Source organism: Streptomyces sp. NPDC052020, from assembly GCF_040680575.1.
Classification (GTDB): Bacteria; Actinomycetota; Actinomycetes; order Streptomycetales; family Streptomycetaceae; genus Streptomyces.
In genome coordinates this window covers 116,918-141,978 of record NZ_JBFAWY010000010.1, presented here as the reverse complement: position 1 = coordinate 141,978, position 25,061 = coordinate 116,918, and the positions used below count along the sequence as shown (strand labels likewise).

Sequence of the window (25,061 nt, the reverse complement as noted above, 5' to 3'; positions counted from 1 at the left end):
GCCGCCCGAGGCCGGTGCGGAACCGAAGCGGGACCGAAGAGGAAGAAGAGGGAGCGTCAGTGAGCACAGGGAGCACCGGCACCGCACAGGCCGCGAGCGGCACGGTGGAGGACATCGGCTACGGGCGGCAGTTCGACGGCTGGTACGACCGTCTCTTCCCCCAGGACGAATCGGCCGCGGCCACCGCGAAACGGCTGGCCGCGCTGCACCCCGCCCCCTCGGCGGGCACGGTCGAGTTCGGAGTCGGCACCGGGCGGATCGCGCTGCCGCTGTCCGCGTACGTCGGCCCGGTCACCGGCGTCGACTCCTCGCCCGAGATGCTCGCCAGGCTGCGCGACGCGCTCGGCGGGGAAACCTCCGTCGAGCCGGTGCACGCGGACATCCGCACCTACACCTCCGGCCGCACCGCGGGTCTCGTCTACTGCGTCTGCGGCACCCTGTCGATGCTGCTCAGCCCGGAGGAACAGCGGCAGGCCGTCCGGCGCGCCGCCGACCTGCTGATCCCCGGCGGGCGCCTGGTCGTGGAGACCCACAACAAGCCCGCCATCCTCGCCCTCCACGAAGGGCGCAGCCGCGCCACCTACTTCACCCCGTATCCGCAGCCCGGCACCGGGCTCCAGACGCACTCCACGCTGCTGCCCGAAGGCGGCCTGTGGCACTGCTCCCACATCTGGTACGAGGCGGACGGCACCACCCGTGTCGGCACCGAACTGTCCCGGCTGACCCACCCGGACGAGGTCGACGCGTACGCCCGTGAGGCGGGCTTGGAGCCGGAGAGCCGGACGGCGGGCTGGCACGGCGAGGACTCCCCCTACACCGAGCAGTCCCCCATGTTCGTCTCCACCTACGTCAAGGCCGCCCCGTGAACGTCTGGCAGACCGCGCGCGGGCACCGCCCCCTGCTGCTGGGCGGCATCGTCCTCGGCGTCGTCGGGGCGGCGGCGACGCTGGCCCAGCCCGTGGTCATCGGCGAGCTGATCGAGGCCGTCGCGGCCGACCGCTCGCTCACCGGCCCGGTGCTGCTGGCCGCCGCGCTGTTCGCCGCCGACGCCGCGCTGGCCGCGCTGCACGCGTACGCCATCGGGCGCGCCGGGGAGAACATCGTCTACGACATCCGGCACACCCTGACCGCCCGGCTGCTGCGTTCCCGGCTCCCGTCGTACCACCGCTGGGACCAGGGGGACGTGTTCAGCCGCATGGTGACCGACACCTCGGTGGCCCGGATCTGCATGACCCAGGCCCTCGCCCAGATCGTCACCAGCGCCTTCATGGTCGTGGGCGGGATAGCCATGATGGCCTGGCTCGATCCGCCGCTGCTCGCCACCACGCTCGGCTGCCTCGGTGCGGCCAGCGCCGTCTCGCTGCTGCTCGCCCGTCAGGTCCGCCGGCTGTCGGTGACCAACCGGGAGGACACCAGCGCCTTCGGTTCCGCTCTGATGCGGGTGCTGGGCGCGCTGCCGACGGTGAAGGCCTCGCGCGCCGAGGAGCGCGAGACCGAGCGGATCTCCGCGCTCGCCGGGCGGGCCCGGCGCTCCGGCATCCAGGTGTCGGCGCTGTCCGCGGCGCTCACCCCGGCCATGAACGTCGGGACGCAGATCGCGCTGACGGTCGTCATCGCCTGGGGCATGGCCCGCGTGGCCACCGGCGACATGGCGCCCGCCGATCTGACCTCGTTCATGATGTACCTCTTCTACCTGGTGTCGCCGCTGGTGATGCTGTTCATGTCGATCGCGCAGTTCCAGCAGGGCAGGGCGTCCCTGGACCGCATCGCCGAACTCGGCGCGGTCGAGCAGGAGGAGGACCGGCCGGGCGGTTCCCGCGACGGGGCGGCGTCCGGGGGATACGGCCTCTCCTTCGACGAGGTCTCGTTCTCCTACGCCGCCGACGCTCCCCCCGTCCTGGAGAAGGTGTCGTTCACCGTCCCCGAACGCGGGCTCACCGCTCTCGTCGGGCCCTCGGGCGCGGGCAAGAGCACCCTGTTCCAACTCGTCGAGCGGCTCTACGAACCGTCGTCCGGGTCGATCCGCATCGGCGGCACGGACATCGCCGGCATGCCACTCGACCGGCTGCGCTCCCTCGTCGGCTACGTCGACCAGGACCACACCCTGCTGCGCGGCACCATCCGCGAGAACCTCACCTACGCGGCCCCGGACGCCGGGGAGCGCGAGATCGCCGAGGCGCTGCGCATGGCCCATCTCACCGACGTGATCGCCGCCCTGCCGGACGGGCTCGACACCGAACTCGGCGAACGCGGCAGCGGCCTCTCCGGCGGCGAGCGCCAGCGCCTGGCCATCGCCCGCGCGCTGCTTCAGCGGCCCAGGATCCTGCTCCTGGACGAGGCCACCGCCGGCCTCGACAGCGAGTCGGAGGCGGCGCTGCGCGACAGCATCGCCGCGATCTCCCGCGACTGCGCGGTGGTCGCCATCGCGCACCGCTTCTCCACCATCACCCGGGCGCGGAGGATCGTCGTACTGGACCGGGGGACGGTGCAGGCCACCGGCACGCACACCGATCTCCACGAGACCAACGGTCTGTACCGCCGGCTCACCGAGCTGCAAGCGGTGCGCGCGGAGCGGGAGAGCGCCGCATGACACCGGACGCCGTCATCGTCGGCACCGGCCCCAACGGGCTCGCCGCCGGCGTCACCCTGGCCCGCGCCGGCCTGAAGGTGGAACTGTACGAAGCGCGCGACACCATCGGCGGCGGGCTGCGCACCGAGTCCCTCTTCGACCGCGACATCGTGCACGACATCTGCTCCGCCGTGCACCCGCTGGCCGCGGCCTCCCCCTTCTTCACCCGGTTCGCCCTGGCCGCCAGGGGGGTGGAACTCGTGCACGCCGAGGCCGCGTACGGTCATCCGCTGGACGGCGCCCCCACCGTCCTGGCCCACCGCGACCTCGACCGCACCTGCCGGGGGCTCGGCCCCGACGGGCCGCGCTGGCGGGCCCTGATGGGCCCGCTGCTCGACCGCAGCGAAGCGGTCGTGGACCTCGTCCTGTCCGGCCCCCGGGCGCTGCCCCGCGCGGGGGCCGCCGCGCCGCGGCTCGCCACCCGGGTCCTCGGCCACGGCACCGCCCTGGCCGCCCGCCGGTTCGCCGCGGAACCCGCCCGGGCCTTGCTCACCGGGGTCGCCGCGCATGTCGTGGGACGGCTGCCCACCCTGCCCGGGGCGGCCGTCGCGCTGCTCCTCGGGCATCTGGCGCACCGCGCCGGATGGCCGCTGCCACGCGGCGGCAGCGGCCGGATCGCGGAGGCCCTCGCGGCCGACATCACCGCCCACGGCGGGGCGTTCCACCTCGGGCGGCCGGTGACGGATCTCGGGGAGCTGCCGCCCGCGCGGGCGGTGCTCCTGGACGTCGCTCCCCGGGGGCTCGTCCGGATCGCCGGCGACCGGCTGCCCGCCCGCTACCGTGCCCGGCTGGAACGGTTCCGCCACGGGCCGGGCGCCGCCAAGGTCGACTTCCTGGTGTCCGAGCCCATCCCCTGGCGCGACCCGGCGACCGCCCTGGCGTCCACGGTCCACCTCGGCGGCACCCAGGCCGAGATGTTCCGGCAGGAGACCCTCACCGCCCAGGGCGTGGCCACCGGCGAGCCCTTCGTCCTGCTCGTGGACCCCGCGGCCGCCGACCCCGGCCGGGCCCACCGGGGCAGGCGCCCGGTGTGGGCGTACGCGCATGTGCCCCACGGCAGTACGGACGACCCGTACGACCTGATCCGGCGGCGCGTCGAACGGTACGCGCCCGGGTTCACCGACACCATCGTGGCGCACCGGAGCGTCACCGCCGCCGGTTACGAGGAGTACAACCCCAACTACGTGGGCGGGGACATCGGAGCCGGGGCCATGACGCTCTCCCAGAGCCTGGCCCGGCCGGTCGCGCGGGCCGATCCGTACCGGACCCCGCTGCCCGGTGTCTATCTGTGCTCCGCCTCCACCCCGCCCGGCCCGGGAGTGCACGGCATGTGCGGCCACCTGGCCGCCCTGTCGGCGCTGCGGCGCGAGTTCGGCATCCGCCGAGCGCCCTCCCTGGCGCCCCAGCCCGCGCTGACCGGCTGACGGCCGACGGCCGGCCCTCCGCCCAGCGCAACCAGCCCCCTCTCCCACCGAAGGAGCGATCACTGTGCCCGTCCGGTCTCCTCTCCGTACCCGCGGGGCCGACCGCGCCCGTGCCCTGGCCACCGGCGCGTCCGCCGCCCTGCTCGCGGCCGTCTCCGTCACCGGCCTGGCCCCGCAGGCCGCCGCCGAACCCTCGTCGCCCGCCGCCGCCCAGACCGCCCGGGCCCCGCAAGCCCCGCAGGCGACCGTCCCCTGGTCGGTCTCCCACGGCACGGCCACCGCGTCGGGCGACCGCTGGACCGAGAGGGGCAGCACCGGCTTCCCCGATCTGGTGATCCGCGGCACCCTCGCCAACAGCGGCACCGAGTGCTACTCCGTGTGGTTCCGCTGGATGTACGACCTCGCTCCGGCCCAACCGCGCAAGCACGTCAGCCAGTGCGGCACCGGTACGGCCCCCGTCGAGACGCGCCTCTTCTACCTCCCCACCTACACCGGCTCGGTGGCCGTGTGCCGGGGCACCACGGACACCAGCGACTGCGGCCCCTGGCAGTCCGTGACCTCATGGCCGGTGGGCGGCTGACGCCCACGGGGTCTGCCCGCCCTCCCGGCACATCCGCCACCCGCCACGGTCTCCGGGCGGAGGCCGTGGCGGACCTGGAACGGCGTTGGCCGAGCGGCACGCGCCCGCCACCGCCGTCGCCGTATCCGGTGAACGCGAAAACCCCAGGTCAAGGGATACATGACCTGGGGTTCTTCAGAGCCGCTTTCGGGATTCGAACCCGAGACCTACGCATTACGAGTGCGTTGCTCTGGCCATCTGAGCTAAAGCGGCACGCCGTCCGCACCATGGTGCGATCAGCAACGACGGTAAGTCTACACAGTTTCCGGGAGTGCTTCGCACCGGCCCCGGAGCCGGATGTTCCGGGGCCGGTCGCGAGCCGGTGGGGCGGTTACGAGCAGCGCTTGCCGTCCGCCGGTGCCGTGCCGCGCAGGAGGTAGGCGTTGATCGCGGAGTCGATGCAGGAGCTGCCGCGGCCGTAGGCGGTGTGGCCGTCGCCGTCGTAGGTGAGCAGATGCCCGGAGGACAGCTGGCCGGCCAGGGAGCGGGCCCAGCGGTACGGGGTCGCCGGGTCGCGGGTCGTGCCGACCACGAGGATCGGGGGCGCGCCCTGCGCCTGGATGCGGTGCGGTTCGCCCGTGGGCTTCACCGGCCAGTACGCGCAGTTCAGGGACGCCCAGGCGAGGCTCTCACCGAAGACGGGCGACGCCTTCTCGAAGGCGGGCAGGGCCTTGCGCACCTCCTCGGGGGAGGCGAAGGCGGCGGGGAGGTCCAGGCAGTTCACGGCGGCGTTGGCGGACATGAGGTTGCTGTAGCGGCCGCCTGGGTCGCGTTCGTAGTAGCTGTCGGACAGGGTCAGCAGTGCGGCGCCGTCGTTCCGCTTCATCGCGGAGGTGAGTGCCTCGCGCAATTGCTGCCAGGCGCCCTCGTCGTACATGGCCGTGATCACGCCGGTGGTGGCCAGGGACTCGGTGAGCCCGCGGCCCGCGGTGTCGTCGGCGGGGACCGGGCGGGTGTCGAGCCGGTCGAAGAACGCCTTCAGGTTCCGCCCGGCCCGCGCGGGTGTGGTGCCCTGGCCGCCGAGCGGGCAGTCGGCCCGCCGTACGCAGTCCTCGGCGAACGACCGGAACGCCGTCTCGAAGCCCGCCGTCTGCTCCTGGTTCAGCCGCCGGGCGGGCAGCGACGGGTCCATGGCACCGTCCAGCACCAGCCGTCCCGCCCGGTCCGGGAACAGCCCGGCGTACGTCGCCCCGAGGAGCGTCCCGTACGACGCTCCCACGTAGGTCAGCTTCCGGTCCCCCAGCACCGCCCGGAGGATGTCCATGTCCCGGGCCGCCTCGACGGTCGAGACATGGCTCAGCAGCTTCGGCGCGTCCGCGCGGCAGCCCTCGGCGAACCTCTTATAGGCGTCGACGAGGCCGTCGGTCTCCTTGGCGTCGTCCGGCGTGACGTCCGTCTGCGTGTACGCGTCCATCTTCGGCCCGTCGAGGCACTCCACGGGCTCGCTGCGGGCGACACCGCGCGGGTCGACCGCCACCATGTCGTAGCGGGCGCGGACCTGCGCCGGGTAGCCGATGCCCGCGTACTGCTGGAGGTATCCGACGGCCGAGCCGCCCGGTCCGCCCGGGTTGACCAGCAGGGAACCGAGCCGCTCGCCCGGGCCGGTGGCCTTCTTGCGGGCGACGGCGAGCCGGACGTCTCCCTCGGACGGCTTGGCGTAGTCGAGCGGTGCCCTCATCGTGGCGCACTGGAAGCCGGGGACGCCGCAGTCGCGCCACCGCAGCTTCTGCCCGTAGTACGGCGCCAGGACGGAGGGAGTGGAGCGGGGAAGCGCGGCCAGCGCCGGGGCCGCCGTCCGCGTCGTCTCGGCCGCCGGCCCGGCGGAGCTCGACGGGCTCTGGGAGGAGCAGGCGGTGACGAGCAGGGCGGCGAGGAGGCTGGCGATGCGAGTGGCCGCGGTTCCGGTACGGGTCCTGCGGAGAGAGCGCCTTGTGTGCATCCAGCGAGCGTAACGGTGCGCGACGCTCCGCACGCGCTGTGTGCTCGCCGTGGCCCGGACGAGTTACGCCGACAGGAGTCCGGCCTTCACCGGCGGGGACCGCGGCGGACACGCCGTCCGCGGGAGGCGGCCTCAGCCCGCTCTGAGCGCCATGGTCATCGCCTCCACCGCGAGCAGCGGTGCCACGTTGCGGTCGAGGGCGTCCCGGCAGGCCGCGATCGCCTCGATACGGCGCAGGGTGGCCTCCGGGCTACTGCCGCGCGCGAGGCGCTCCAGGGCGTCCTCGGCGTCGGTGTTGGCGATCGCCACCCGGGAGCCGAGCTGGAGGGCGAGTACGTCGCGGTAGAACCCGGTGAGCTCGGACAGCGCGAGGTCGAGGCTGTCGCGCTGGGTGCGGGTCCTGCGGCGCTTCTGCATGTCCTCCAGGTCTTTCACCACGCCCGCCGTGCCGCGCGGCAGCCGCCCGCCCTGGGCGGCGCCGAGTGCCGCCTTCAGCTCCTCGGTCTCCCTGGCGTCCGTCTCCTCGGCGAGCTGCTTGGCGTCCTCCGTCGCGGCGTCGACCAGCTGCTGGGCTGCCTTCAGCGCACCGCCGACGTCCTCGACGCGCAGCGGCAGCTTGAGCACGGCGGCCCGGCGCTCCCGGGCGGCCGGGTCGGTGGCCAGGCGGCGGGCCCGGCCGATGTGGCCCTGGGTGGCGCGGGCCGCGGCGGCGGCGACCTCCGGCTCGACGCCCTCGCGGCGTACGAGCATGTCGGCGACGGCCTCGACCGACGGCGTCCGCAGGTTCAGGTGGCGGCAGCGGGAGCGGATCGTGGGCAGCACGTCCTCGATGGAGGGGGCGCACAGCAGCCACACCGTGCGGGGAGCCGGTTCCTCCACGGCCTTCAGGACCGCGTTGGCCGACTGCTCGTTCAGCCGCTCGGCGTCCTCGACGAGGATGACCTGCCAGCGGCCGTTCGCGGGCGAGGTGAAGGACTTGCGGACGGTGTCCCGCATGTCCCGGGCGAGGATCTGCGTGCCGACGGCGGCGATCGTGGTGACGTCGGCGTGGGTGCCGATCAGGGCGGTGTGACAGCCGTCGCAGAAGCCGCAGCCGGGGACGCCGCCCAGCGCGCGGTCGGGACTCACGCACTGCAACGCGGCGGCGAAGGCGCGCGCCACCTGTGTCCGGCCCGCGCCCGGCGGCCCCGTGAACAGCCAGGCGTGCGTCATCTTCGACGCCTCGGGAGGGGGGGTGTCGGCCGCCGCTGCCGTGACCAGGGCATCGGCGTCCCGGGCAGCGGCGGTGAGGTGCTCGCTCACCTTCTCCTGCCCGACGAGGTCGTCCCACACGCTCATGGGTCACGCCGTCCTTCCCTCACACTGCGCGTCGCGCTCGTCGCACGCGCTCCTCGCGGCGTCATCCATTGTGCGGCCGACCACTGACAACCGGGGCCGCCCGGGAGGGGCGGCCGGCGCCCGGCGGCGCTCCCGCGACGGGAAGCGCCGCCGGGGTCCTCAACCGGCTCCGTCCGGTCTGGCGGTACGACCGCGGCCGCTCCCGCTCAGCGTCCCCGGCCCCGGCCCCTTCCCCGGCCGTCGCCGCCGGTGTCCCCGTGCTCGTCGTCACGGGGTCCCAGCAGCTCGTCCGCCAGGGTCGGCAGATCGTCCAGGGGCGTCTCCTCGGCCCAGTCGGGGCGCTTCCTGCGGGGTGCCTGGCCGGCGTCGACCTGGGGCAGCTCCCGCGTACGGCCCTCGGAACCGTCCGGCCGGGCGTCGGGACGCTCGTCCCGGAAGTAGCCCGGCGGCACCCGGTCCGCGGGGTTCTCCCCCGGCACGGGCGGCTGGGCGGCCGTCTCGTCGGCGGCACCGGGCGACACCTGCGGCAGCACCGCCGTCTCGTCGGCGGCGCCCGGCGACACCTGCGGCAGCACCGCGGTGTCGTCCGCGGCACCCGGCGCCACCTGCGGCAGCACCGCCGTCTCGTCCGCCGCGCCCGGCGGAACCGGCGGCTTCGGCAGCTCGGCCGTCACCTCGGACTCCGGCACGGGAGACCCGGTCACGGGGGAGTCCGGCGCGCCGGAGGGCTCTCCGGCGCCCCACCGCTCCCCGTGAGCGGCCCGCGCGTCCTGCTCCCACGCGTCCTGCCGGTCCTGCCCGCCGGGCCAGTCCTGCCCGCCGCGCGGGTCCGGCTGGTCCCGCTCGTCCCGTACCGGGCGCGGTACCGCCGTATCCTCCGGCGGCCCCCCGGAGGCGTTCGCCGGCGTCACCACCGGCGTCGGCACGGTCGCCGCGCCGGGTGCGTCGGGGGACCCGGGCCGCGGGGAGGCCCCCGGAGCCACGTTCCCGGCCGCCGCGCCAGGGTCCGGGGCGACGGGCCGCGGGCCCGCCGCGGCCGCTGCCGCCGCCTGTTCGGCCGCCCGGCGGGCCTCCTCGGCGCGGAGCAGGGCCTCCTCGGCCTTGCGCTGCTTCTCCAGGCGCCGCGCCTCGGCCTCGGCGCGCAGCCGGGCCTCCTCCTCGGCCTCCTTGCGGCGGCGTTCCTCCTCGGCCCGGCGCCGGGCCTCCTCCTCGGCGCGCGCCTGCTCCTCCGCCAGGAGCCGCGCCCGCTCCTCCTCGGCGCGCCGGCGGGCTTCCTCGGCCCGTCGCCGGGCCTCCTCGGCCTGCCGCTCGGCCTCGCGGCGCTGGGCCTCCTCCAGCTCGCGCCGCTTGCGCTCCTCCTCCTCGGCGCGCAGCCGCGCGAGCTGCTCCTGGCGCTCGCGCTCCAGGCGCTCCTCCTCGGCCTTGCGCGCGGCCTCTTCCTCCGCCTTGCGGCGGGCTTCTTCCTCGGCCTTGCGGCGGGCCTCCTCCCGGGCCTTGATCTCGGCCTCGGACAGCGGCAGGACCTGGTCGAGCCGGTGCCGGATCACGGTCGTGACGGCTTCGGGCTGCTGGCCCGCGTCCACCACCAGGTAGCGCCCGGGGTCGGACGCGGCCAGGGCGAGGAAACCGGCCCGTACGCGCGCGTGGAACTCGGCCGGCTCCGACTCCAGCCGGTCCGGCGCCTCGGTGAACCGCTCGCGGGCGGCCTCCGGGGCGACGTCCAGCAGCACGGTGAGGTGCGGGACCAGCCCGTCGGTCGCCCAGCGGTTGATCCGGGCGATCTCGGTCGGCGACAGGTCGCGGCCGGCGCCCTGGTAGGCCACGGAGGAGTCGATGTAGCGGTCGGTGATCACCACCGCGCCGCGTTCCAGCGCGGGCCGGACCACGGTGTCGACGTGCTCGGCGCGGTCGGCCGCGTAGAGCAGGGCCTCGGCGCGGTGCGACAGCCCGGCGCTGGACACGTCCAGCAGGATGGACCGCAGCCGCTTGCCGACCGGCGTCGCGCCCGGCTCACGCGTGAGCACGACCTCGTGGCCCTTGGCCCTGATCCACTCGGCGAGCGCCTCGGCCTGCGTGGACTTCCCGGCCCCGTCGCCGCCCTCCAGGGCGATGAAGAAACCGGTCCGCGTGGGCGCCTGCACCGGGTCGTCGCCGCCCAGCAGCGCGTCCCTCAGGTCGTGCCGCAGCGGCACCCCGGAGCGGTCGTCGCCCTTGGCCAGCACCAGCGCGGCCACCGGCAGCAGCAGCGCGCCGACCAGCATCAGCGTGAACGCGGCGCCGCCGTGCGCGAAGACGAACCTGCCGTTCTCCAGGCGGTGCGGCCCGATCCCCGCGGCGACCACGGGGGCGATCACCGCGCCGAGCGCCACGCAGACGCGGACCACCGCGTGCAGGTGCCCGGTCGTCCGGGCCCGGCGGTGGTCCTCGACCTCCTGGTCGAGCAGGGTGTGCCCGGTGTTGGCGGCCACGCCCGCGCCGGCTCCGGCCAGCGCCAGGATCAGCAGCACGGTGGTGCCGTCGGGGACGAGCCCGGCGGCCAGCAGGGCGACGCCGGCGAAGGCGACCGCCAGGGACAGCAGCCGGCGGCGCGAGAGGGACGGCAGCAGGGCGGGGGCCGTCCGGATGCCGACGACGACACCGCCGGTCAGCGCGCCCACGGCCAGCCCGTACAGCACCGGTCCGCCGCCCAGGTCCTTGGCGTGCAGCACCGCCACCGCGACCGCGGCGGCCACCGCCCCGGCGACCGCCGCGCAGGCGAGCACCAGCAGCGGGATGGCACCCGTACGGCCCTTGTCGGCGCCCGCGGCCGTCCTCGGGCGGCGCAGGCCCTCCAGCGGCGACCGCGCGCGGGGGGTGCGGGTGGCGGGCAGGTCCAGGAAGGACAGCACGGACAGGGAGGCGGCGAACATCCCGGCCGCGACGTAGGAGGCGAGGGCCGCCTGGTGCGCGGCGAACCAGCCGACGCCGGCGCCCAGCAGGTTGTTCAGCAGCCCCGCGACGACGAGGGCCGCCGCCGCGAGGGGGATCGCCACGAAGGACGTACGCAGGGACAGGCGGCGCAGGGCGCCCAGGTGGTCCGGCAGCGGACGTACCGTCGCGCCCTCCGGGGGCGGCGCGGGCAGCAGCGCGGGCGCCGCGCTCTCCCGGCACACCGTCCAGAACCGCTCGGCGACGCCGGAGACGAAGACGGTCACCAGGAGGACGGCGAGGGCGTCGTCCGGTGTCCAGTCGATCCACAGCGGCGCGACGATCAGCAGCGCGGCCCGCAGGCCGTCCGCGCCGACCATGGTCCAGCGCCGGTCCAGCGGACCGTCCGGTGAGGTGAGCGACGTCAGCGGGCCGAGGAGGACGGCGCCGAAGAGCAGCGTCGCCAGGATGCGCACGCCGAAAACGGTCGCCACTGCGAACGCCACGCCCCGGTAGCCGCCGCCGAAGGAACCGGCGCCGGTCGCCGCCTGGACGGCGAGGACGACCAGTACGAACAGGGCGAGCGCGTCTCCGACACCGCCCACCAGTTGCGCGCTCCACAACCGCCGCAGCCGCGGCCGGCGCAACAGGGCGCGGACGGCACGCTCGCGGGAGTCCGCGACCAGGGCGTCGTCGGGGTCCGGGTGAGGGGCCGTTGGCTGCTCGGCTCGCGTCATGCGTTCAGCCTATCGGGACCGGCGGACACTCCGGCGCTCCCGCCCGAACGTACGCGCGCCCCGACACCGAATCGATGCCGGGGCGTTCGTTTCGCGAACGTCACCGTGCCCGGAGGCCCGCTCAGGAGGGCGGGCCGGACCGGAGCGGAGCGGGGCGGCTCAGTCCTCCGCCGCCGCGGAGGCCGCCCGGGAAGCGGTCGCCTTCTTGGCGGTGGTCTTCGCCGCGGACTTCGCCGTGGTCTTCTTGGCGGCCGTCGCCTTCGTGGCCGTCTTCTTCGCCGTGGTCTTCTTCGCGGCCGTCTTCGCCGTCGTCGCCTTCTTGGCCGGGGCCTTCTTGGCGGCCGTCTTCTTCGCCGTCTTCTTGGCGGGCGCCTTGGCGCGCTTCTCGGCGAGCAGCTCGAAGCCGCGCTCCGGGGTGATCGTCTCGACGCTGTCGCCGGAGCGCAGGGTCGCGTTGGTCTCGCCGTCGGTGACGTACGGGCCGAAGCGGCCGTCCTTGACCACGACCGGCTTGCCGCTGACCGGGTCCTCGCCCAGCTCCTTCAGCGGCGGCTTGGCCGCGGCGCGACCGCGCTGCTTGGGCTGGGCGTAGATCGCCTGCGCCTCTTCCAGCGTGATCGTGAAGAGCTGGTCCTCGGACTGCAGGGAGCGCGAGTCGGTGCCCTTCTTCAGGTACGGGCCGTAGCGGCCGTTCTGCGCGGTGATCTCCTGGCCGTCGGCGTCGGTGCCGACGACCCGCGGCAGCGACATGAGCTTGAGGGCGTCCTCCAGCGTCACCGTGTCCAGGGACATCGACTTGAAGAGGGAGGCCGTGCGCGGCTTGACCGCGTTCTTGCCCGTCTTCGGGGTGCCCTCGGGGAGGATCTCCGTGACGTACGGGCCGTAGCGGCCGTCCTTGGCGACGATGGTGTGACCGGTCTCCGGGTCGGTGCCCAGCTCGTAGTCACCGCTCGGCTTGGCCAGCAACTCCTCCGCCAGCTCGACGGACAGCTCGTCCGGCGCCAGGTCGGCGGGGATGTCGGCGCGCTGGTGCTGGTCGGTGTCCTTCTCGCCGCGCTCGATGTACGGCCCGTAGCGGCCGACGCGCAGCACGATGTCGTTGCCCACGGGGAACGACGAGACCTCGCGCGCGTCGATCGCGCCCAGGTCGGTGACGAGCTCCTTCAGGCCGCCGAGGTGGTCGCCGTCGCCGTTGCCGGCGTCGGCCGCGTCACCGTTGCTGGTGCCCTCGCCGAAGTAGAACCGCTTCAGCCACGGCACGGCCTGCGCCTCGCCGCGGGCGATGCGGTCGAGGTCGTCCTCCATCTTGGCGGTGAAGTCGTAGTCGACGAGCCGGCCGAAGTGCTTCTCCAGCAGGTTGACCACGGCGAACGACAGGAAGGACGGCACGAGCGCCGTGCCCTTCTTGAAGACGTAGCCGCGGTCGAGGATCGTGCCGATGATCGACGCGTACGTCGACGGGCGGCCGATCTCCCGTTCCTCCAGCTCCTTGACCAGCGAGGCCTCGGTGTAGCGGGCCGGCGGCTTGGTGGCGTGGCCGTCGACCGAGATCTCCTCGGCGGCGAGCCGGTCGCCCTCGGCGACCTGCGGCAGGCGGCGCTCGCGGTCGTCGAGCTCGGCGTTCGGGTCGTCGGCGCCCTCGACGTACGCCTTGAGGAAGCCGTGGAAGGTGATGGTCTTGCCGGACGCGCTGAACTCGACGTCCCGGCCGTCGGCGGCCGTGCCGCCGATCTTCACCGTGACGGAGTTGCCCGTCGCGTCCTTCATCTGGGAGGCGACGGTCCGCTTCCAGATCAGCTCGTACAGCTTGAACTGGTCGCCGGTCAGCCCGGTCTCGGCGGGCGTGCGGAAGCGGTCGCCCGAGGGCCGGATCGCCTCGTGCGCCTCCTGCGCGTTCTTGACCTTGCCGGCGTACGTGCGCGGCTTGTCCGGCAGGTAGTCGGCGCCGTACAGCTGCGTGACCTGGGCGCGGGCGGCGGCGATGGCCGTGTCGCTCAGCGTCGTGGAGTCCGTACGCATGTACGTGATGTAGCCGTTCTCGTACAGCTTCTGCGCGATCTGCATCGTCGCCTTCGCGCCGAAGCCGAGCTTGCGGCTCGCCTCCTGCTGGAGCGTCGTCGTACGGAACGGCGCGTACGGCGAGCGGCGGTACGGCTTGGACTCGACGGAGCGCACGGAGAACCGCGTGTTCTCCAGGGCGGCGGCAAGCGCGCGGGCGTTCGCCTCGTCGAGGTGGAGGGTGTGCGCGCCCTTGAGCTGTCCCAGCGAATCGAAGTCGCGGCCCTGCGCGACGCGCCGGCCGTCGACCGACTGGAGCCGGGCGACCAGCGACGACGGGTCGGAGGGGTCACCCGCGCGGCCGGTGGCGAAGGTGCCGGTCAGGTCCCAGTACTCGGCGGAGCGGAAGGCGATGCGCTCGCGCTCCCGCTCGACGACGAGCCGGGTCGCCACGGACTGCACACGGCCGGCCGACAGGCGCGGCATGACCTTCTTCCACAGCACCGGCGAGACCTCGTAGCCGTAGAGGCGGTCGAGGATGCGGCGGGTCTCCTGGGCGTCGACGAGCTTCTGGTTGAGCTGGCGCGGGTTGGCCACCGCGGCCTGGATCGCGGCCTTGGTGATCTCGTGGAACACCATCCGCTTGACCGGGACCTTCGGCTTGAGGACCTCCTGGAGGTGCCAGGCGATGGCCTCCCCCTCGCGGTCCTCATCGGTGGCGAGGAAGAGCTCGTCGGACTCCTTCAGCAGGTCCTTGAGCTTCTTGACCTGGGCCTTCTTATCGGCGTTGACGACATAGATGGGCTGGAAGTCGTGTTCCACGTCCACACCGAGGCGGCGCACCTCGCCGGTGTACTTCTCGGGCACCTCCGCAGCGCCGTTGGGGAGATCGCGAATGTGCCCGACGCTCGCCTCGACGGTGTAACCGGGGCCGAGGTAGCTCTTGATCGTCTTCGCCTTGGCAGGCGACTCGACGATGACGAGTCGGCGGCCGCCCTTCGCGGTCTCGCTGGTCGGGGACAACTTCGCTCTTCTCTCCGGTCGACGCTGGGGCCTCCCCGGCCTGGTTCCCGGGGTCGGGTCGTGCTTCGTGGCTCTGGTGACGCTGCGGAGTGTGACGGTACATGCCGCCCCCGTGTCAAACGGGAAAAGCCCGCAACGGCCACTCGAACGGTAACCCGACTACCACTATTCCTGCCGCCCGGACCGCCCACCGTCCTGGCCGCCGTATCCGGAGTGCGATCCGCCGGTCACCGGCGGCGGCTGGTTCTCACCGCTCGAACGCGCCGCTCACACGCGCGTCAGGCACCACGCGCCGAGAGCCAGGCACGCCGTCCCGGCCAGAGCGGTCAGGGCCGCCGATGCGACCGGGCTCACATCCTGGGCGACGGGACGGCGCTGTCGTACGCAGACCGCCGTCCATGCCAGCAGCCCGGCTCCGAACAGGGCGAACACCACTCCCGCGAAGACCGCCGGCCCGCTCTCCATGATTCCCCGTGCCCTTCTCCGCCGTCCGCGAGTGCCCAGCCCGGGGAGGCTGACACGCGCGGGCGGCGCAGAGGCGAACCGGAGGTGAACACGGAACCGGCGGGGCCGCGGGCTCCCGGCGAGCGGCCGGCCGGCCGTGGCGGGCGACGGGTGAGCGAGATGACGGAAACGGCGCGATCCTGTCGCCGGGCCGGAGCCCCGGGCGGTCGAGCCGGCCACGACCGCGCCTCTCGTCTTCTCTCCCTGTCTTCCCCGTTCCCGTCCGGTCTTCCGCGTTCCCGTCCGGTCTTCCGCCTTCCCGCCCGGCGTCGCGGCTTCCGCCGGGGGCGGGTCAGCCGGCCGGCTCCAGGAATCCCTGCTCCACGAGCCGCCGGATCTGAGCGGGGGTGCGGTCGCGCAGCAGCACCGGGTCCTCGCCGAGCAGCTGGGCGATGGCGTCGAGGATGCGGCCGGCGCTCATCGTGCCGTCGCAGACCCCCGCGAAGCCCGCGGCGACCGTGTCGACCTTGGTGGCCCGGCGCATGCCGCGGTTCTGGCGCAGGACGACGTGCTCCGGGTCCTCCGCGCCGGGCAGGCCCACCTGTTCCTGGACGATCTCGTCCGCCAGGGTGAAGGCCGCCTCCAGCAGGGCGGCGTCATCACGGGCGCGCAGGTAGTCGAGCCGCTCGAAGTGGGCGCGCACGGTCTCGCCGAGCGGCTGTTCCACCGGGTGCGGCCACTCCTCCACGGTGACCGAGGGCTCGGCGGCCCCGGTCCTGCGCAGCGTGATCCAGCCGAAGCCCACGGCCTTGACCTTGCGCGCCTCGAACTCGTCGAGCCACGCGTCGTAGCGCGCCTGGTACGCGGCCGCGTCACCGCGGTGGTCGCCCGCGTCCCGGAGCCACAGCTCGGCGTACTGCGTGACGTCCTGCGTCTCGCGCTGCACGATCCACGCGTCGCAGCCGCGCGGCACCCACGAGCGCAGCCGGTCGGTCCAGTCCTCCCCTTCCACGTGCTCCCAGTTGGCGAGGAAGTGCGCGAATCCGCCCTGGTTCAGGCGGTCGCCCGCCTGCTGGACGAGCGTCCGGCACAGATCGTCCCCGGCCATGCCGCCGTCGCGGTAGGTGAGCCGGGCGCCGGGCGAGATCACGAACGGCGGGTTCGACACGATCAGGTCGTACGTCTCCCCCTCGGTGAGCGGCGCGAACAGCGAGCCCTCGCGCAGATCGGCGGCCGGGACGCCGGACAGGGCGAGGGTGAGGGCGGTGATGTGCAGGGCACGCGGGTTGACGTCGGTGGCCGTCACGCGGGTGGCGTGCCGGGCGGCGTGCAGTGCCTGGATCCCGGAGCCGGTGCCGAGGTCGAGCGCGGAGGTGACGGGGGTGCGGACGGTGATGCCGGCGAGCGTCATGGAGGCGCCGCCGACGCCCAGGACGACCCCTTCGGCGCGGTTGCCGATGCCGCCGGCGCCGCCGACCGCGCATCCCAGGTCGGAGACGATGAACCAGTCCTCCCCGCCGGGCCCGCCGTACGGCCGGACGTCCACCGTCGCGGCCACCTCGTCCTCGCCGGTCCCCACCAGCCACCCGCTCTCCAGGCAGGCCTCGGCGGGCAGCACCTCCGCGGCGCGCGCGTACGGCACCGGCTGCTGGAGCAGGAACAGGCGTACGAGCATCTCCAGCGGCGTGTCGCCGCGGGTCGCCCGGAGCGCGGGCACGGTCTCGCTGCGCGACAGCGCCGCGTAGGCGGGGGCGCCGAGCAGCTCCAGCAGGCCGTCGGCGGTGAAGGCGGCCGCGAGCAGCGCCTCCCGGAGCCGGGCGGCGACGTCGGGACGGTCGGAGGAAGGCAGGGGGGAGAGGCTGGCGTTACTCACGACCCCATTGTGTCCGCCCGCACCGACAGCGCACGCGCCGGGCGGGAGGCGACGGCGTCACTCACGCCGTCCGGGGCGGCGGCAGCGCTCACGCGTCCCGGCAGGAGGCGCGGGTGCCGCTCGCGCCGCCGCGCCGGGGCGTCGGGCGGACGGGGCGCCGGGGCGTACGCCGTCCGGGGGAGGGCGTACGCCCCGGCGCGCTCGCCGCCGTGCGGGAGCGTCCCCGCGTGCCGGGCCGTTGCCACGGCACGCGCGCGGGGAGGCGGCCCGGCCGTGCGCGTGCGGCACGCGCGCGTGCGACGGCGTTGGCGAGCTCCGCGGCGTGCGGCACGCGCGCGTGCCGGCCGGCTGGCGTCGTACCGTCAGCTCGCCGTGGGCGAGGCCGAGGCCGAGGCGGACTGGCAGCTGGCCTGCTTGGCCATCGCCTGGCCGACGTCGCCCTCCTCCAGGGCCTTCAGCGCGTTGCTGCCGGTCTTGCTCAGCTTGTTCAGCTCGGCGGCGATGTCCTTGAGGCCGTCGGCGAACTTCGCCTGGTCCTTGGTGTCGAGGGCGTCGACCTGCTTCCTGAGGGAGGCGTAGGCGGAGGAGAGGCTGTCGAGCTCCCGGACCGCGTCCTTCTGCTTCTTCTCGCCGTCCTCGACGTCCGGCGCGCCGGCCTTCCTGACCGCGGCGCCCATCGCCTTGTAGGCGTCGGACATGTCCTGGAAGGCCTTGGAGTCGGTCGTTTGGACCTCCTCCGGCGTGCTGTTGTCGGAGGTCTCCTTCTGGATGGCGGCGTTGGCGGACTCGATCTTCTTCGCCTGCGGCTGCACCGCGTCGCAGACCTGCTTCGCCCAGGAGTCCAGCTTGTCGTTGTCGTCGCCGTTGCCGCACCCCGTCAGCGCCAGTACCAGTACCGCACCGCCGGACAGTGCGGCCGCGAGCTTCTTGTTCACCGGATTGGTCCCTTCCATGGCTCTCGGCCCCGGAACATACACGCCAGATGGGCGACACCCGCGTGACGAACTTCCGTGATGACCGTTATTGCAGCCATTTGCACCAAGAGAGAGAAGGCTCACGGCACACGCCCCCATGACGCGCGGAGCGGGCGTACGGTGCGTCACCGCGCGCCGCACGCCCGCTCTTTGAGCCGGCGCCCGTCCGGCCTGCCGGTAACCGGTGCCGGTAACCGGTGCCGGTGTCGTTGTCGGTGTCGGTTGCTAGGAAACGACCGCCGGGTCGGCCGACTTGGGCTTGGGACCGGCGTTGTCCTCGTCACTCACGGCGATGCCGCGCCGCTTGGAGGCGTACACCGCCCCGACGATGACGGCGAGCGCCAGCACCGCGATCAGCACCCGCACACCGGTGCTCTTGTCCGCACCGTAGGAGAACCGGATCACCGCGGGCGCGATGAGCAGCGCCACCAGGTTCATCACCTTCAGCAGCGGGTTGATCGCGGGGCCCGCGGTGTCCTTGAAGGGGTCGCCGACCGTGTCGCCGATGACGGTGGCCGCGTGGGCCTCGCTGCCCTTGCCGCCGTGGTGGCCGTCCTCGACGAGCTTCTTGGCGTTGTCCCAGGCGCCGCCGGAGTTGGCGAGGAACACCGCCATCAGCGTGCCCGCGCCGATCGCGCCCGCGAGATACGCCCCGAGCGGGCCGACGCCGAGGGTGAACCCGATGAAGATGGGCGCCATCACGGCGAGCAGTCCGGGCGTGGCGAGTTCGCGCAGGGCGTCCTTGGTGCAGATGTCGACGACCTTGCCGTACTCCGGTTTCTCGCTGTAATCCATGATCCCGGGCTTCTCGCGGAACTGCCGCCGCACCTCGAAGACGACCGAACCCGCCGACCGCGACACGGCGTTGATCGCCAGCCCCGAGAAGAGGAAGACGACCGCCGCGCCCGCGACGAGACCGACGAGGTTGCCGGGCTGGGAGATGTCCATCATCAGGCTCATCGGCGCCCCCGGCCCGCTGAGCTGTTCGCCCACGTCGCGCGCGCCGGTGGTGATGGCGTCGCGGTACGACCCGAACAGCGCCGACGCGGCGAGCACCGCGGTGGCGATGGCGATGCCCTTGGTGATCGCCTTGGTGGTGTTGCCCACGGCGTCCAGGTCGGTGAGCACCTGGGCGCCCGCGCCCTGGACGTCGCCGGACATCTCGGCGATGCCCTGCGCGTTGTCGGAGACCGGCCCGAAGGTGTCCATGGCGACGATCACGCCGACCGTGGTGAGCAGGCCGGTGCCGGCCAGCGCCACCGCGAACAGCGCCAGCATGATCGACGTACCGCCGAGCAGGAACGCCCCGTACACGCCGAGGCCGATCAACAGGGCGGTGTAGACGGCCGATTCGAGTCCGACGGAGATACCGGCGAGGACGACGGTGGCGGGTCCGGTCAGCGAGGTCTTGCCGATGTCCCGGACGGGGCGCCGGCTGGTCTCGGTGAAGTAGCCGGTCAGCTGCTGGATGAGCGCGGCGAGCACGATGCCGATCGCCACGGCGACCAGGGCCAGGATCCGCGGATCGCCGCTCTTGCCCTGGATCGCGGCGTCGGTGACGCCCTTGAGGTCGGCGTACGTCCCGGGGAGGTAGAGGTAGACCGCCACCGCCACCAGCAGCAGCGAGATCACCGCGGAGATGAAGAAGCCCCGGTTGATCGCGCTCATGCCGCTGCGGTCGGCCCGGCGCGGTGCCACCGCGAAAATGCCGATCATGGCGGTGAGCACGCCGATCGCGGGCACGAGCAGCGGGAAGCCGAGCCCCGCGTCGCCGAAGGCCACTTTGCCGAGGATCAGCGCGGCGACCAGGGTCACGGCGTACGACTCGAAGAGGTCGGCCGCCATGCCCGCGCAGTCCCCGACGTTGTCGCCCACGTTGTCGGCGATGGTCGCGGCGTTGCGCGGATCGTCCTCCGGGATGCCCTGCTCGACCTTGCCGACCAGGTCGGCGCCGACGTCGGCGGCCTTGGTGAAGATGCCGCCGCCGACGCGCATGAACATCGCGATCAGCGCCGCGCCGAGGCCGAAGCCCTCCAGCACCTTCGGCGCGTCGGCCGCGTACACCAGCACCACGCAGGAGGCGCCCAGCAGGCCGAGGCCCACGGTGAACATGCCGACGACACCGCCCGTGCGAAAAGCGATCTTCATCGCCTTGTGCGAGACGAGAGTGAGATCCTTTTCCGGCTCGCCCGGTGCCGGTGTCGCTTCCCGCGCCGCCGCGGCCACACGCACATTGCTGCGTACCGCGAGCCACATGCCGATATAGCCGGTGGCCGCCGAGAAGGCGGCGCCGATCAGGAAGAACAGCGACCGGCCGGCCCGCTGATTCCAGTCGTCGGCGGGCAGCAGCATGAGCAGGAAGAACACCACGACGGCGAATACGCCGAGTGTGCGCAACTGCCGGGCCAGATAGGCGTTCGCGCCCTCCTGCACGGCTGCCGCGATCTTCTTCATGCCGTCGGTGCCCTCGCCGGCCGCGAGCACCTGGCGCACCAGCAGACCCGCGACCACCAGCGCTGCGAGCGCGACCGCGGCGATGACCGCCACCAGGACCCGGTTGCCGTCGGTCAGGACCGCGGCCGCGAACGTCGAGGGGTCGCCCAACTCGTATGAGGTAGAAAGCCCCGCCATTCGTCCTCCTTGACGCTTGGGCTGAGCTCAAGATGTGGACGGATTGTAGGTACCGGAACCCGATTCAAACAGGGCACGGTAATGGGAATTGGCCTTCCATGCTCCTCGGTAATGCCTCGAAAGCATTCAACCGTGATCCATTTGTTCCGCGCGCCGCTATTGATCGCGAATGCCGTCGTGAATGCGTTCACGGAATGCGCGCTCGGGACCACTGTATGCGCGGACCGCGACTTCCGCACACGCTCCGCACACACTCCGCACACGACGAAGGGCCCTACTCCGTAGGGCCCTTTCGGGTGAGCGGGTCAGGCGGGTCGGCGGTGGCGTCGTGCCGGGGCGGCCGGGCGTCCGGGGCGGCCGGGAGGGTCAGGGGACCGGCACGGGCGGCGGCGTGGTGGGCCAGGTCATGCGGATCAGCCCGCCGTCCTGCCCGGCCTTGACCTCGACGTCGTCGACGAGCCCGCTGATGACCGCGAGGCCCATCTCGTCCTCCTCGGTCTCGACGTCGTCGCCCGCCGCCGTGGCGGACAGGCCGCCGGGGGCCGCGTGCGGCGCCTCGTCGCCGACCTCGATGGAGAACTGCTTCTCGTCCTCGATCAGCGACACCTTCACCGGTGCCGTGATGCCGCCGTTGCGGTGCAGTCCGACGGCCCGGCTGCACGCTTCGCCGACGGCGAGCCTGACCTCGTCGAGAACCGCCTCGTCGACTCCTGCCCTGCGTGCCACCGCGGCCGCCACCAGCCGGGCGGTCCGGACATGCTCGGGCAGCGCGCTGAAGCGGAGTTCGACGGTGGCCATGCATCCCCCTCGCGACTACGGACGTGCTGTCGAGGGGCCGGGCCGCCGAAAGCCCGGCCCCCTGGGTCCAACTCTTCCGGCCGGGCGCGCGGCCCGGCGCGGTGGTCAGTCGGTGGCCGCCACCGCTTCCTCCACCGAGGTGTGGATCGGGAACACCTTGGTGAGGCCGGTGATGCGGAAGATCTTGAGAATGCGCTCCTGGTTGCAGACCAGGCGCAGCGAGCCCTCGTGGGCACGCACCCGCTTCAGGCCGCCGACCAGCACGCCGAGTCCGGTGGAGTCGAGGAAGTCCACGCCCTCCATGTCGACGACAAGGTGGAAATTGCCGTCGTTCACCAGCTCGACCAGCTGCTCGCGCAGCTTGGGCGCGGTGTATACATCGATTTCGCCACCGACCTCGACGACCGTGCGATCGCCGACGGTACGGGTCGACAGGGACAGGTCCACGGATCCTCCAGCACCTTGCTATCGAGCGGTCGCCCCTCGGGACACCTCGGCTTGGAGCCCCCGGGACGGTTCGCCAGCCGCGATGGCATTCAATCACTTACCGGCAGGCGTGCACGACGCCTTGCTCCCATTGTCCGTCACGTCAGTGACACACTCGGTGCCGATGGCCGAGAATCCCCGATCCGATCGACCCCCGGCGGAACCCGTCTCCCGACTGGCTCCGGGCACGGTCCTGGGCCGGCTCGCCGCGGGACCGAGCCGGGCTGCGCGCATCACTCATACGGAGCACTTGCCCCCGCGCGCGGGCCGCCATGCCGTCTGGCCGGACCGGATCCGGCCCGAGGTGATCGCGGCCTTGCGGGCCGCGGGCATCGAGCACCCGTGGGAGCACCAGGCGCGGGCGGCCGAGCACGCCCTGGACGGCGAGTCGGTGGTGGTCGCCACCGGCACGGCCTCCGGCAAGTCCCTGGCGTACCTGGTCCCGGTGCTGTCGACGCTCCTGGACGGTGCGCGGGCCCCGAACGGCCGGGGGGCCACCGCGCTGTACCTGGCGCCGACGAAAGCGCTCGCGGCGGACCAGTGCCGATCGGTGAAGGAACTTTCACAACCCCTCGGCGCGTCGGTGCGCTCCGCGGTGTACGACGGCGACACCCCGTTCGAGGAACGGGAGTGGATCCGCCAGTACGCCACCTACGTCCTGACCAACCCGGACATGCTGCACCGCGGCATCCTGCCGTCGCACCCCCGCTGGTCCTCCTTCCTGAAGTCGCTGAGATTCGTCGTCATCGACGAGTGCCACACCTACCGCGGGGTGTTCGGCTCCCACGTCGCCCAGGTACTGCGGCGCCTGCGCCGGCTGTGCGCCCGCTACGGCTCCTCGCCGGTGTTCCTGCTGGCCTCCGCGACCGCGGCCGAGCCCGCCGTCGCCGCCCGCAGGCTCACCGGGGTCCCGGTGGCCGAGGTCGCCGACGACGCCTCCCCGCGCGGTGAACTGGTGTTCGCCCTGTGGGAGCCGCCGCTGACCGAACTGGAGGGCGAGAAGGGCGCGCCCGTGCGCCGCACGGCCACCGCGGAGGCGGCCGACCTGCTCACCGACCTCACCGTGCAGGGCGTCCGCTCGGTCGCCTTCGTCCGCTCCCGGCGCGGCGCCGAACTGATCTCGGTGATCGCCCAGGAGCGCCTGGCCGAGGTCGACCGGTCGCTGACGCGGCGGGTCGCGGCGTATCGCGGCGGCTACCTTCCCGAGGAGCGCCGCGCCCTGGAGCGCGCCCTCCATTCCGGCGAACTGCTCGGGCTGGCGGCGACCAACGCCCTGGAGCTCGGCGTGGACATCGCCGGGCTGGACGCCGTGGTGATCGCCGGCTATCCGGGCACGCGGGCGTCGCTGTGGCAGCAGGCGGGCCGCGCGGGCCGGTCCGGGCAGGGAGCGCTGGCCGTCCTGGTGGCCCGCGACGATCCCCTGGACACCTTCCTGGTCCACCATCCCGAGGCGCTGTTCGCCCAGCCCGTGGAGTCCACGGTGCTCGACCCGGACAACCCCTACGTCCTCGCGCCGCACCTGTGCGCGGCGGCGGCGGAGCTGCCGCTGACGGAGGAGGACCTGGAGCTGTTCGGCCCGTCCTGCGGGGAACTGCTTCCCCAGCTGGAGGCGGCGAAGCTGCTGCGCCGCCGGACCAAGGCGTGGCACTGGACCCGCCGGGAGCGGGCCGCCGACCTGACCGACATCCGGGGCGAGGGCGGCAGGCCGGTGCAGGTCGTCGAGGCCGGGACGGGGCGGCTGCTCGGCACGGTCGACGCGGGCTCCGCGCACACCGCCGTGCACGAGGGCGCGGTCCACCTGCACCAGGGCCGTACGTATCTGGTCCGCTCCCTCGACCTGGAGGACGCGGTCGCCCTGGTCGAGCCGGCCAGCCCGCCGTACTCGACGGTCGCCCGCGACACGACGTCGATCTCCGTGCTGGAGACGGACGTCGAGGTCCCATGGGGGGACGGGCGCCTGTGCTACGGCTCCGTCGAGGTCACCAACCAGGTGGTCTCCTTCCTTCGCCGGCGGTTGATCACCGGCGAGGTGCTGGGCGAGACGAAACTCGACCTGCCGCCCCGCACGCTGCGCACACGTGCCGTGTGGTGGACGGTCACCGAGGACCAGCTGGACGCCGCGCGCGTCAACCCGGAGATCCTCGGCGGGGCCCTCCACGCGGCCGAGCACGCGTCGATCGGCATGCTGCCCCTGTTCGCCACCTGCGACCGCTGGGACATCGGCGGCGTGTCCGTGCCGCTGCACCCGGACACGCTCCTGCCGACGGTCTTCGTGTACGACGGCCATCCGGGCGGCGCGGGCTTCGCCGAGCGCGCCTTCCACACGGCCCGCGCCTGGCTCACCGCCACCCGCGAGGCCATCGCCTCCTGCGAGTGCGACGCCGGCTGCCCGTCCTGCATCCAGTCCCCCAAGTGCGGCAACGGCAACGACCCGCTGCACAAGAGGGGCGCGGTGCGCCTGCTCACGGAACTGCTGCGGGGAGCGGCGCGGAGCGGCGAGGCCGGGGGTGGGACGGGGAGTGGCTCGGGGGGCGGTCCAGGGGAAGGTCTGGGCGGTGCTCCGGGTGGCGCTCCGGGGGAAGGGCCCAGTAATGCTCCAGGTGGTGCTCCGGAGGCGGGCAGCGGCCGGGTGGCGGGGCGGTCGGCCGGTTCCGCGCGGAAGCCGTAGTGGCGTCGCCGGGGGGTGGGCCGGGGCCGCCGCGGTGACGCCGGGACGGCGCCCCTGTCACGGTTTCCACCCGTCCCCCGGGCCGCTCCGGTCCCTCGGGCGCGGCGCCCCGACCGATCCCGTCGGCGGCTCCGGCCCCTCGACCGCGGGGCCCGCCCGCGCCCGGACCTGCGCCGCGAACGGCCCGCGGCCCGATGCCGCGGTCACGTCCGACACCTGTCCGGTGACGGCGCACCGCACCAGCCGGACGGAGTGGGCCCGGGCCACCCGCTCCGCCCGGGCGCACGCGGCCGCTTCGCCCCGCGACCAGTGGTCGGCCGCGGCGAGCGCCGCGAGGTCGGCGCCACCCGCCGCGCGGTGCCGGGCCACCACGGCCTGCCCCAGGGCCAGTACGGCGCCGAACACCACGCACAGCGCGGCCAGCACCGCGAGACTCCAGACGGTGGCCGAGCCACGGTCCGACCGGCCTGCCCGGACGAACCGATGAGCGGCGACCGCTCGCGCTCCTGGCGCGGCGCCCCGCGACCGGCTGCCCGTGACCAACCCGCCGTTCACGAACCCGCCGAGCCCGCC

Annotated in this window: 16 protein-coding genes and 1 tRNA gene; 5 read left to right on the top strand and 12 right to left on the bottom strand. The window is 73.7% G+C overall.

Annotation, left to right across the window (positions count from 1 at the left end):
• Positions 1–59 precede the first annotated feature (59 nt).
• The 4 genes from AB0L74_RS13260 to AB0L74_RS13245 all read left to right on the top strand — a co-directional run bounded on the left by AB0L74_RS13260 (position 60) and on the right by AB0L74_RS13245 (position 4,633).
• Entirely contained in the window at positions 60–866 is an 807-nt protein-coding gene (locus tag AB0L74_RS13260; RefSeq protein WP_365649825.1) for a class I SAM-dependent methyltransferase, read from the top strand.
• Entirely contained in the window at positions 863–2,590 is a 1,728-nt protein-coding gene (locus AB0L74_RS13255; RefSeq protein ID WP_365649822.1) for an ABC transporter ATP-binding protein, read from the top strand. The genes AB0L74_RS13260 and AB0L74_RS13255 overlap by 4 nt, the downstream gene beginning before the upstream one ends.
• Positions 2,587–4,053, top strand: a complete 1,467-nt coding sequence (locus tag AB0L74_RS13250) for an NAD(P)/FAD-dependent oxidoreductase (RefSeq protein WP_365649819.1) — start codon at positions 2,587–2,589, stop codon at positions 4,051–4,053. Before AB0L74_RS13255 ends, AB0L74_RS13250 begins: the two co-directional genes overlap by 4 nt.
• Before the next feature lie 64 nt (positions 4,054–4,117).
• Entirely contained in the window at positions 4,118–4,633 is a 516-nt protein-coding gene (locus AB0L74_RS13245; RefSeq protein ID WP_365649816.1) for a hypothetical protein, read from the top strand.
• Between the two features lie 178 nt (positions 4,634–4,811).
• Here AB0L74_RS13245 and AB0L74_RS13240 read toward each other — a convergent pair.
• The 11 genes from AB0L74_RS13240 to bldG form a co-directional block, all read right to left on the bottom strand.
• A tRNA-Thr gene (locus AB0L74_RS13240) sits at positions 4,812–4,885 on the bottom strand.
• Between the two features lie 118 nt (positions 4,886–5,003).
• A complete protein-coding gene (locus AB0L74_RS13235; RefSeq protein ID WP_365649813.1) occupies positions 5,004–6,611 on the bottom strand; it encodes an alpha/beta hydrolase in 1,608 nt (535 codons plus the stop codon).
• A gap of 132 nt (positions 6,612–6,743) precedes the next feature.
• Positions 6,744–7,949, bottom strand: a complete 1,206-nt coding sequence (locus AB0L74_RS13230) for a DNA polymerase III subunit delta' (protein WP_365649810.1) — start codon at positions 7,947–7,949, stop codon at positions 6,744–6,746.
• A 206-nt stretch (positions 7,950–8,155) separates the two neighbouring features.
• Entirely contained in the window at positions 8,156–11,593 is a 3,438-nt protein-coding gene (gene tmk, locus AB0L74_RS13225; protein ID WP_365649807.1) for a dTMP kinase, read from the bottom strand.
• 159 nt (positions 11,594–11,752) lie between these two features.
• Positions 11,753–14,614 carry a type I DNA topoisomerase gene (topA, locus tag AB0L74_RS13220; RefSeq protein ID WP_365649804.1) on the bottom strand — a complete coding sequence of 954 codons (2,862 nt, stop codon included), beginning with the start codon at positions 14,612–14,614 and terminating at the stop codon, positions 11,753–11,755.
• Between the two features lie 267 nt (positions 14,615–14,881).
• On the bottom strand, positions 14,882–15,079 hold the full coding sequence (locus AB0L74_RS13215) for a hypothetical protein (protein WP_365649801.1): 198 nt from the start codon (positions 15,077–15,079) through the stop codon (positions 14,882–14,884).
• Positions 15,080–15,410: 331 nt separating this feature from the next.
• Positions 15,411–16,931 carry a class I SAM-dependent methyltransferase gene (locus AB0L74_RS13210; RefSeq protein WP_365649798.1) on the bottom strand — a complete coding sequence of 507 codons (1,521 nt, stop codon included), beginning with the start codon at positions 16,929–16,931 and terminating at the stop codon, positions 15,411–15,413.
• 362 nt (positions 16,932–17,293) lie between these two features.
• On the bottom strand, positions 17,294–17,884 hold the full coding sequence (locus tag AB0L74_RS13205) for a small secreted protein (RefSeq protein WP_365649795.1): 591 nt from the start codon (positions 17,882–17,884) through the stop codon (positions 17,294–17,296).
• A 246-nt stretch (positions 17,885–18,130) separates the two neighbouring features.
• Entirely contained in the window at positions 18,131–20,536 is a 2,406-nt protein-coding gene (locus tag AB0L74_RS13200; RefSeq protein ID WP_365649792.1) for a sodium-translocating pyrophosphatase, read from the bottom strand.
• 366 nt (positions 20,537–20,902) lie between these two features.
• Positions 20,903–21,334, bottom strand: coding sequence for an ATP-binding protein (locus AB0L74_RS13195; RefSeq protein WP_365649789.1), 432 nt, complete (start codon positions 21,332–21,334; stop codon positions 20,903–20,905).
• Positions 21,335–21,439: 105 nt separating this feature from the next.
• Complete coding sequence (gene bldG, locus AB0L74_RS13190; protein WP_010986038.1) at positions 21,440–21,781, bottom strand: anti-sigma factor antagonist BldG; 342 nt, start codon at positions 21,779–21,781, stop codon at positions 21,440–21,442.
• Positions 21,782–21,863: 82 nt separating this feature from the next.
• On the opposite strand from bldG, the gene AB0L74_RS13185 reads away from it, so the two are divergent.
• Entirely contained in the window at positions 21,864–24,488 is a 2,625-nt protein-coding gene (locus AB0L74_RS13185; RefSeq protein ID WP_365649786.1) for a DEAD/DEAH box helicase, read from the top strand.
• Positions 24,489–24,545: 57 nt separating this feature from the next.
• Here AB0L74_RS13185 and AB0L74_RS13180 read toward each other — a convergent pair whose 3' ends face one another.
• Positions 24,546–25,031: an Rv3654c family TadE-like protein gene (locus AB0L74_RS13180; protein WP_365649783.1), complete on the bottom strand. Its 486-nt coding sequence runs from the start codon at positions 25,029–25,031 to the stop codon at positions 24,546–24,548.
• Positions 25,032–25,061 lie beyond the last annotated feature (30 nt).

Excerpts from the sequence above, each read along its gene's own strand:
- AB0L74_RS13250 (WP_365649819.1), top strand. The coding sequence starts at position 2,587 with ATGACACCGGACGCCGTCATCGTCGGCACCGGCCCCAACGGGCTCGCC.
- AB0L74_RS13235 (WP_365649813.1), bottom strand. The coding sequence starts at position 6,611 with ATGCACACAAGGCGCTCTCTCCGCAGGACCCGTACCGGAACCGCGGCC.
- AB0L74_RS13230 (WP_365649810.1), bottom strand. The coding sequence starts at position 7,949 with ATGAGCGTGTGGGACGACCTCGTCGGGCAGGAGAAGGTGAGCGAGCAC.
- tmk (WP_365649807.1), bottom strand. The coding sequence starts at position 11,593 with ATGACGCGAGCCGAGCAGCCAACGGCCCCTCACCCGGACCCCGACGAC.
- AB0L74_RS13215 (WP_365649801.1), bottom strand. The coding sequence starts at position 15,079 with ATGGAGAGCGGGCCGGCGGTCTTCGCGGGAGTGGTGTTCGCCCTGTTC.
- AB0L74_RS13205 (WP_365649795.1), bottom strand. The coding sequence starts at position 17,884 with ATGGAAGGGACCAATCCGGTGAACAAGAAGCTCGCGGCCGCACTGTCC.
- AB0L74_RS13200 (WP_365649792.1), bottom strand. The coding sequence starts at position 20,536 with ATGGCGGGGCTTTCTACCTCATACGAGTTGGGCGACCCCTCGACGTTC.
- AB0L74_RS13195 (WP_365649789.1), bottom strand. The coding sequence starts at position 21,334 with ATGGCCACCGTCGAACTCCGCTTCAGCGCGCTGCCCGAGCATGTCCGG.
- AB0L74_RS13185 (WP_365649786.1), top strand. The coding sequence starts at position 21,864 with ATGGCATTCAATCACTTACCGGCAGGCGTGCACGACGCCTTGCTCCCA.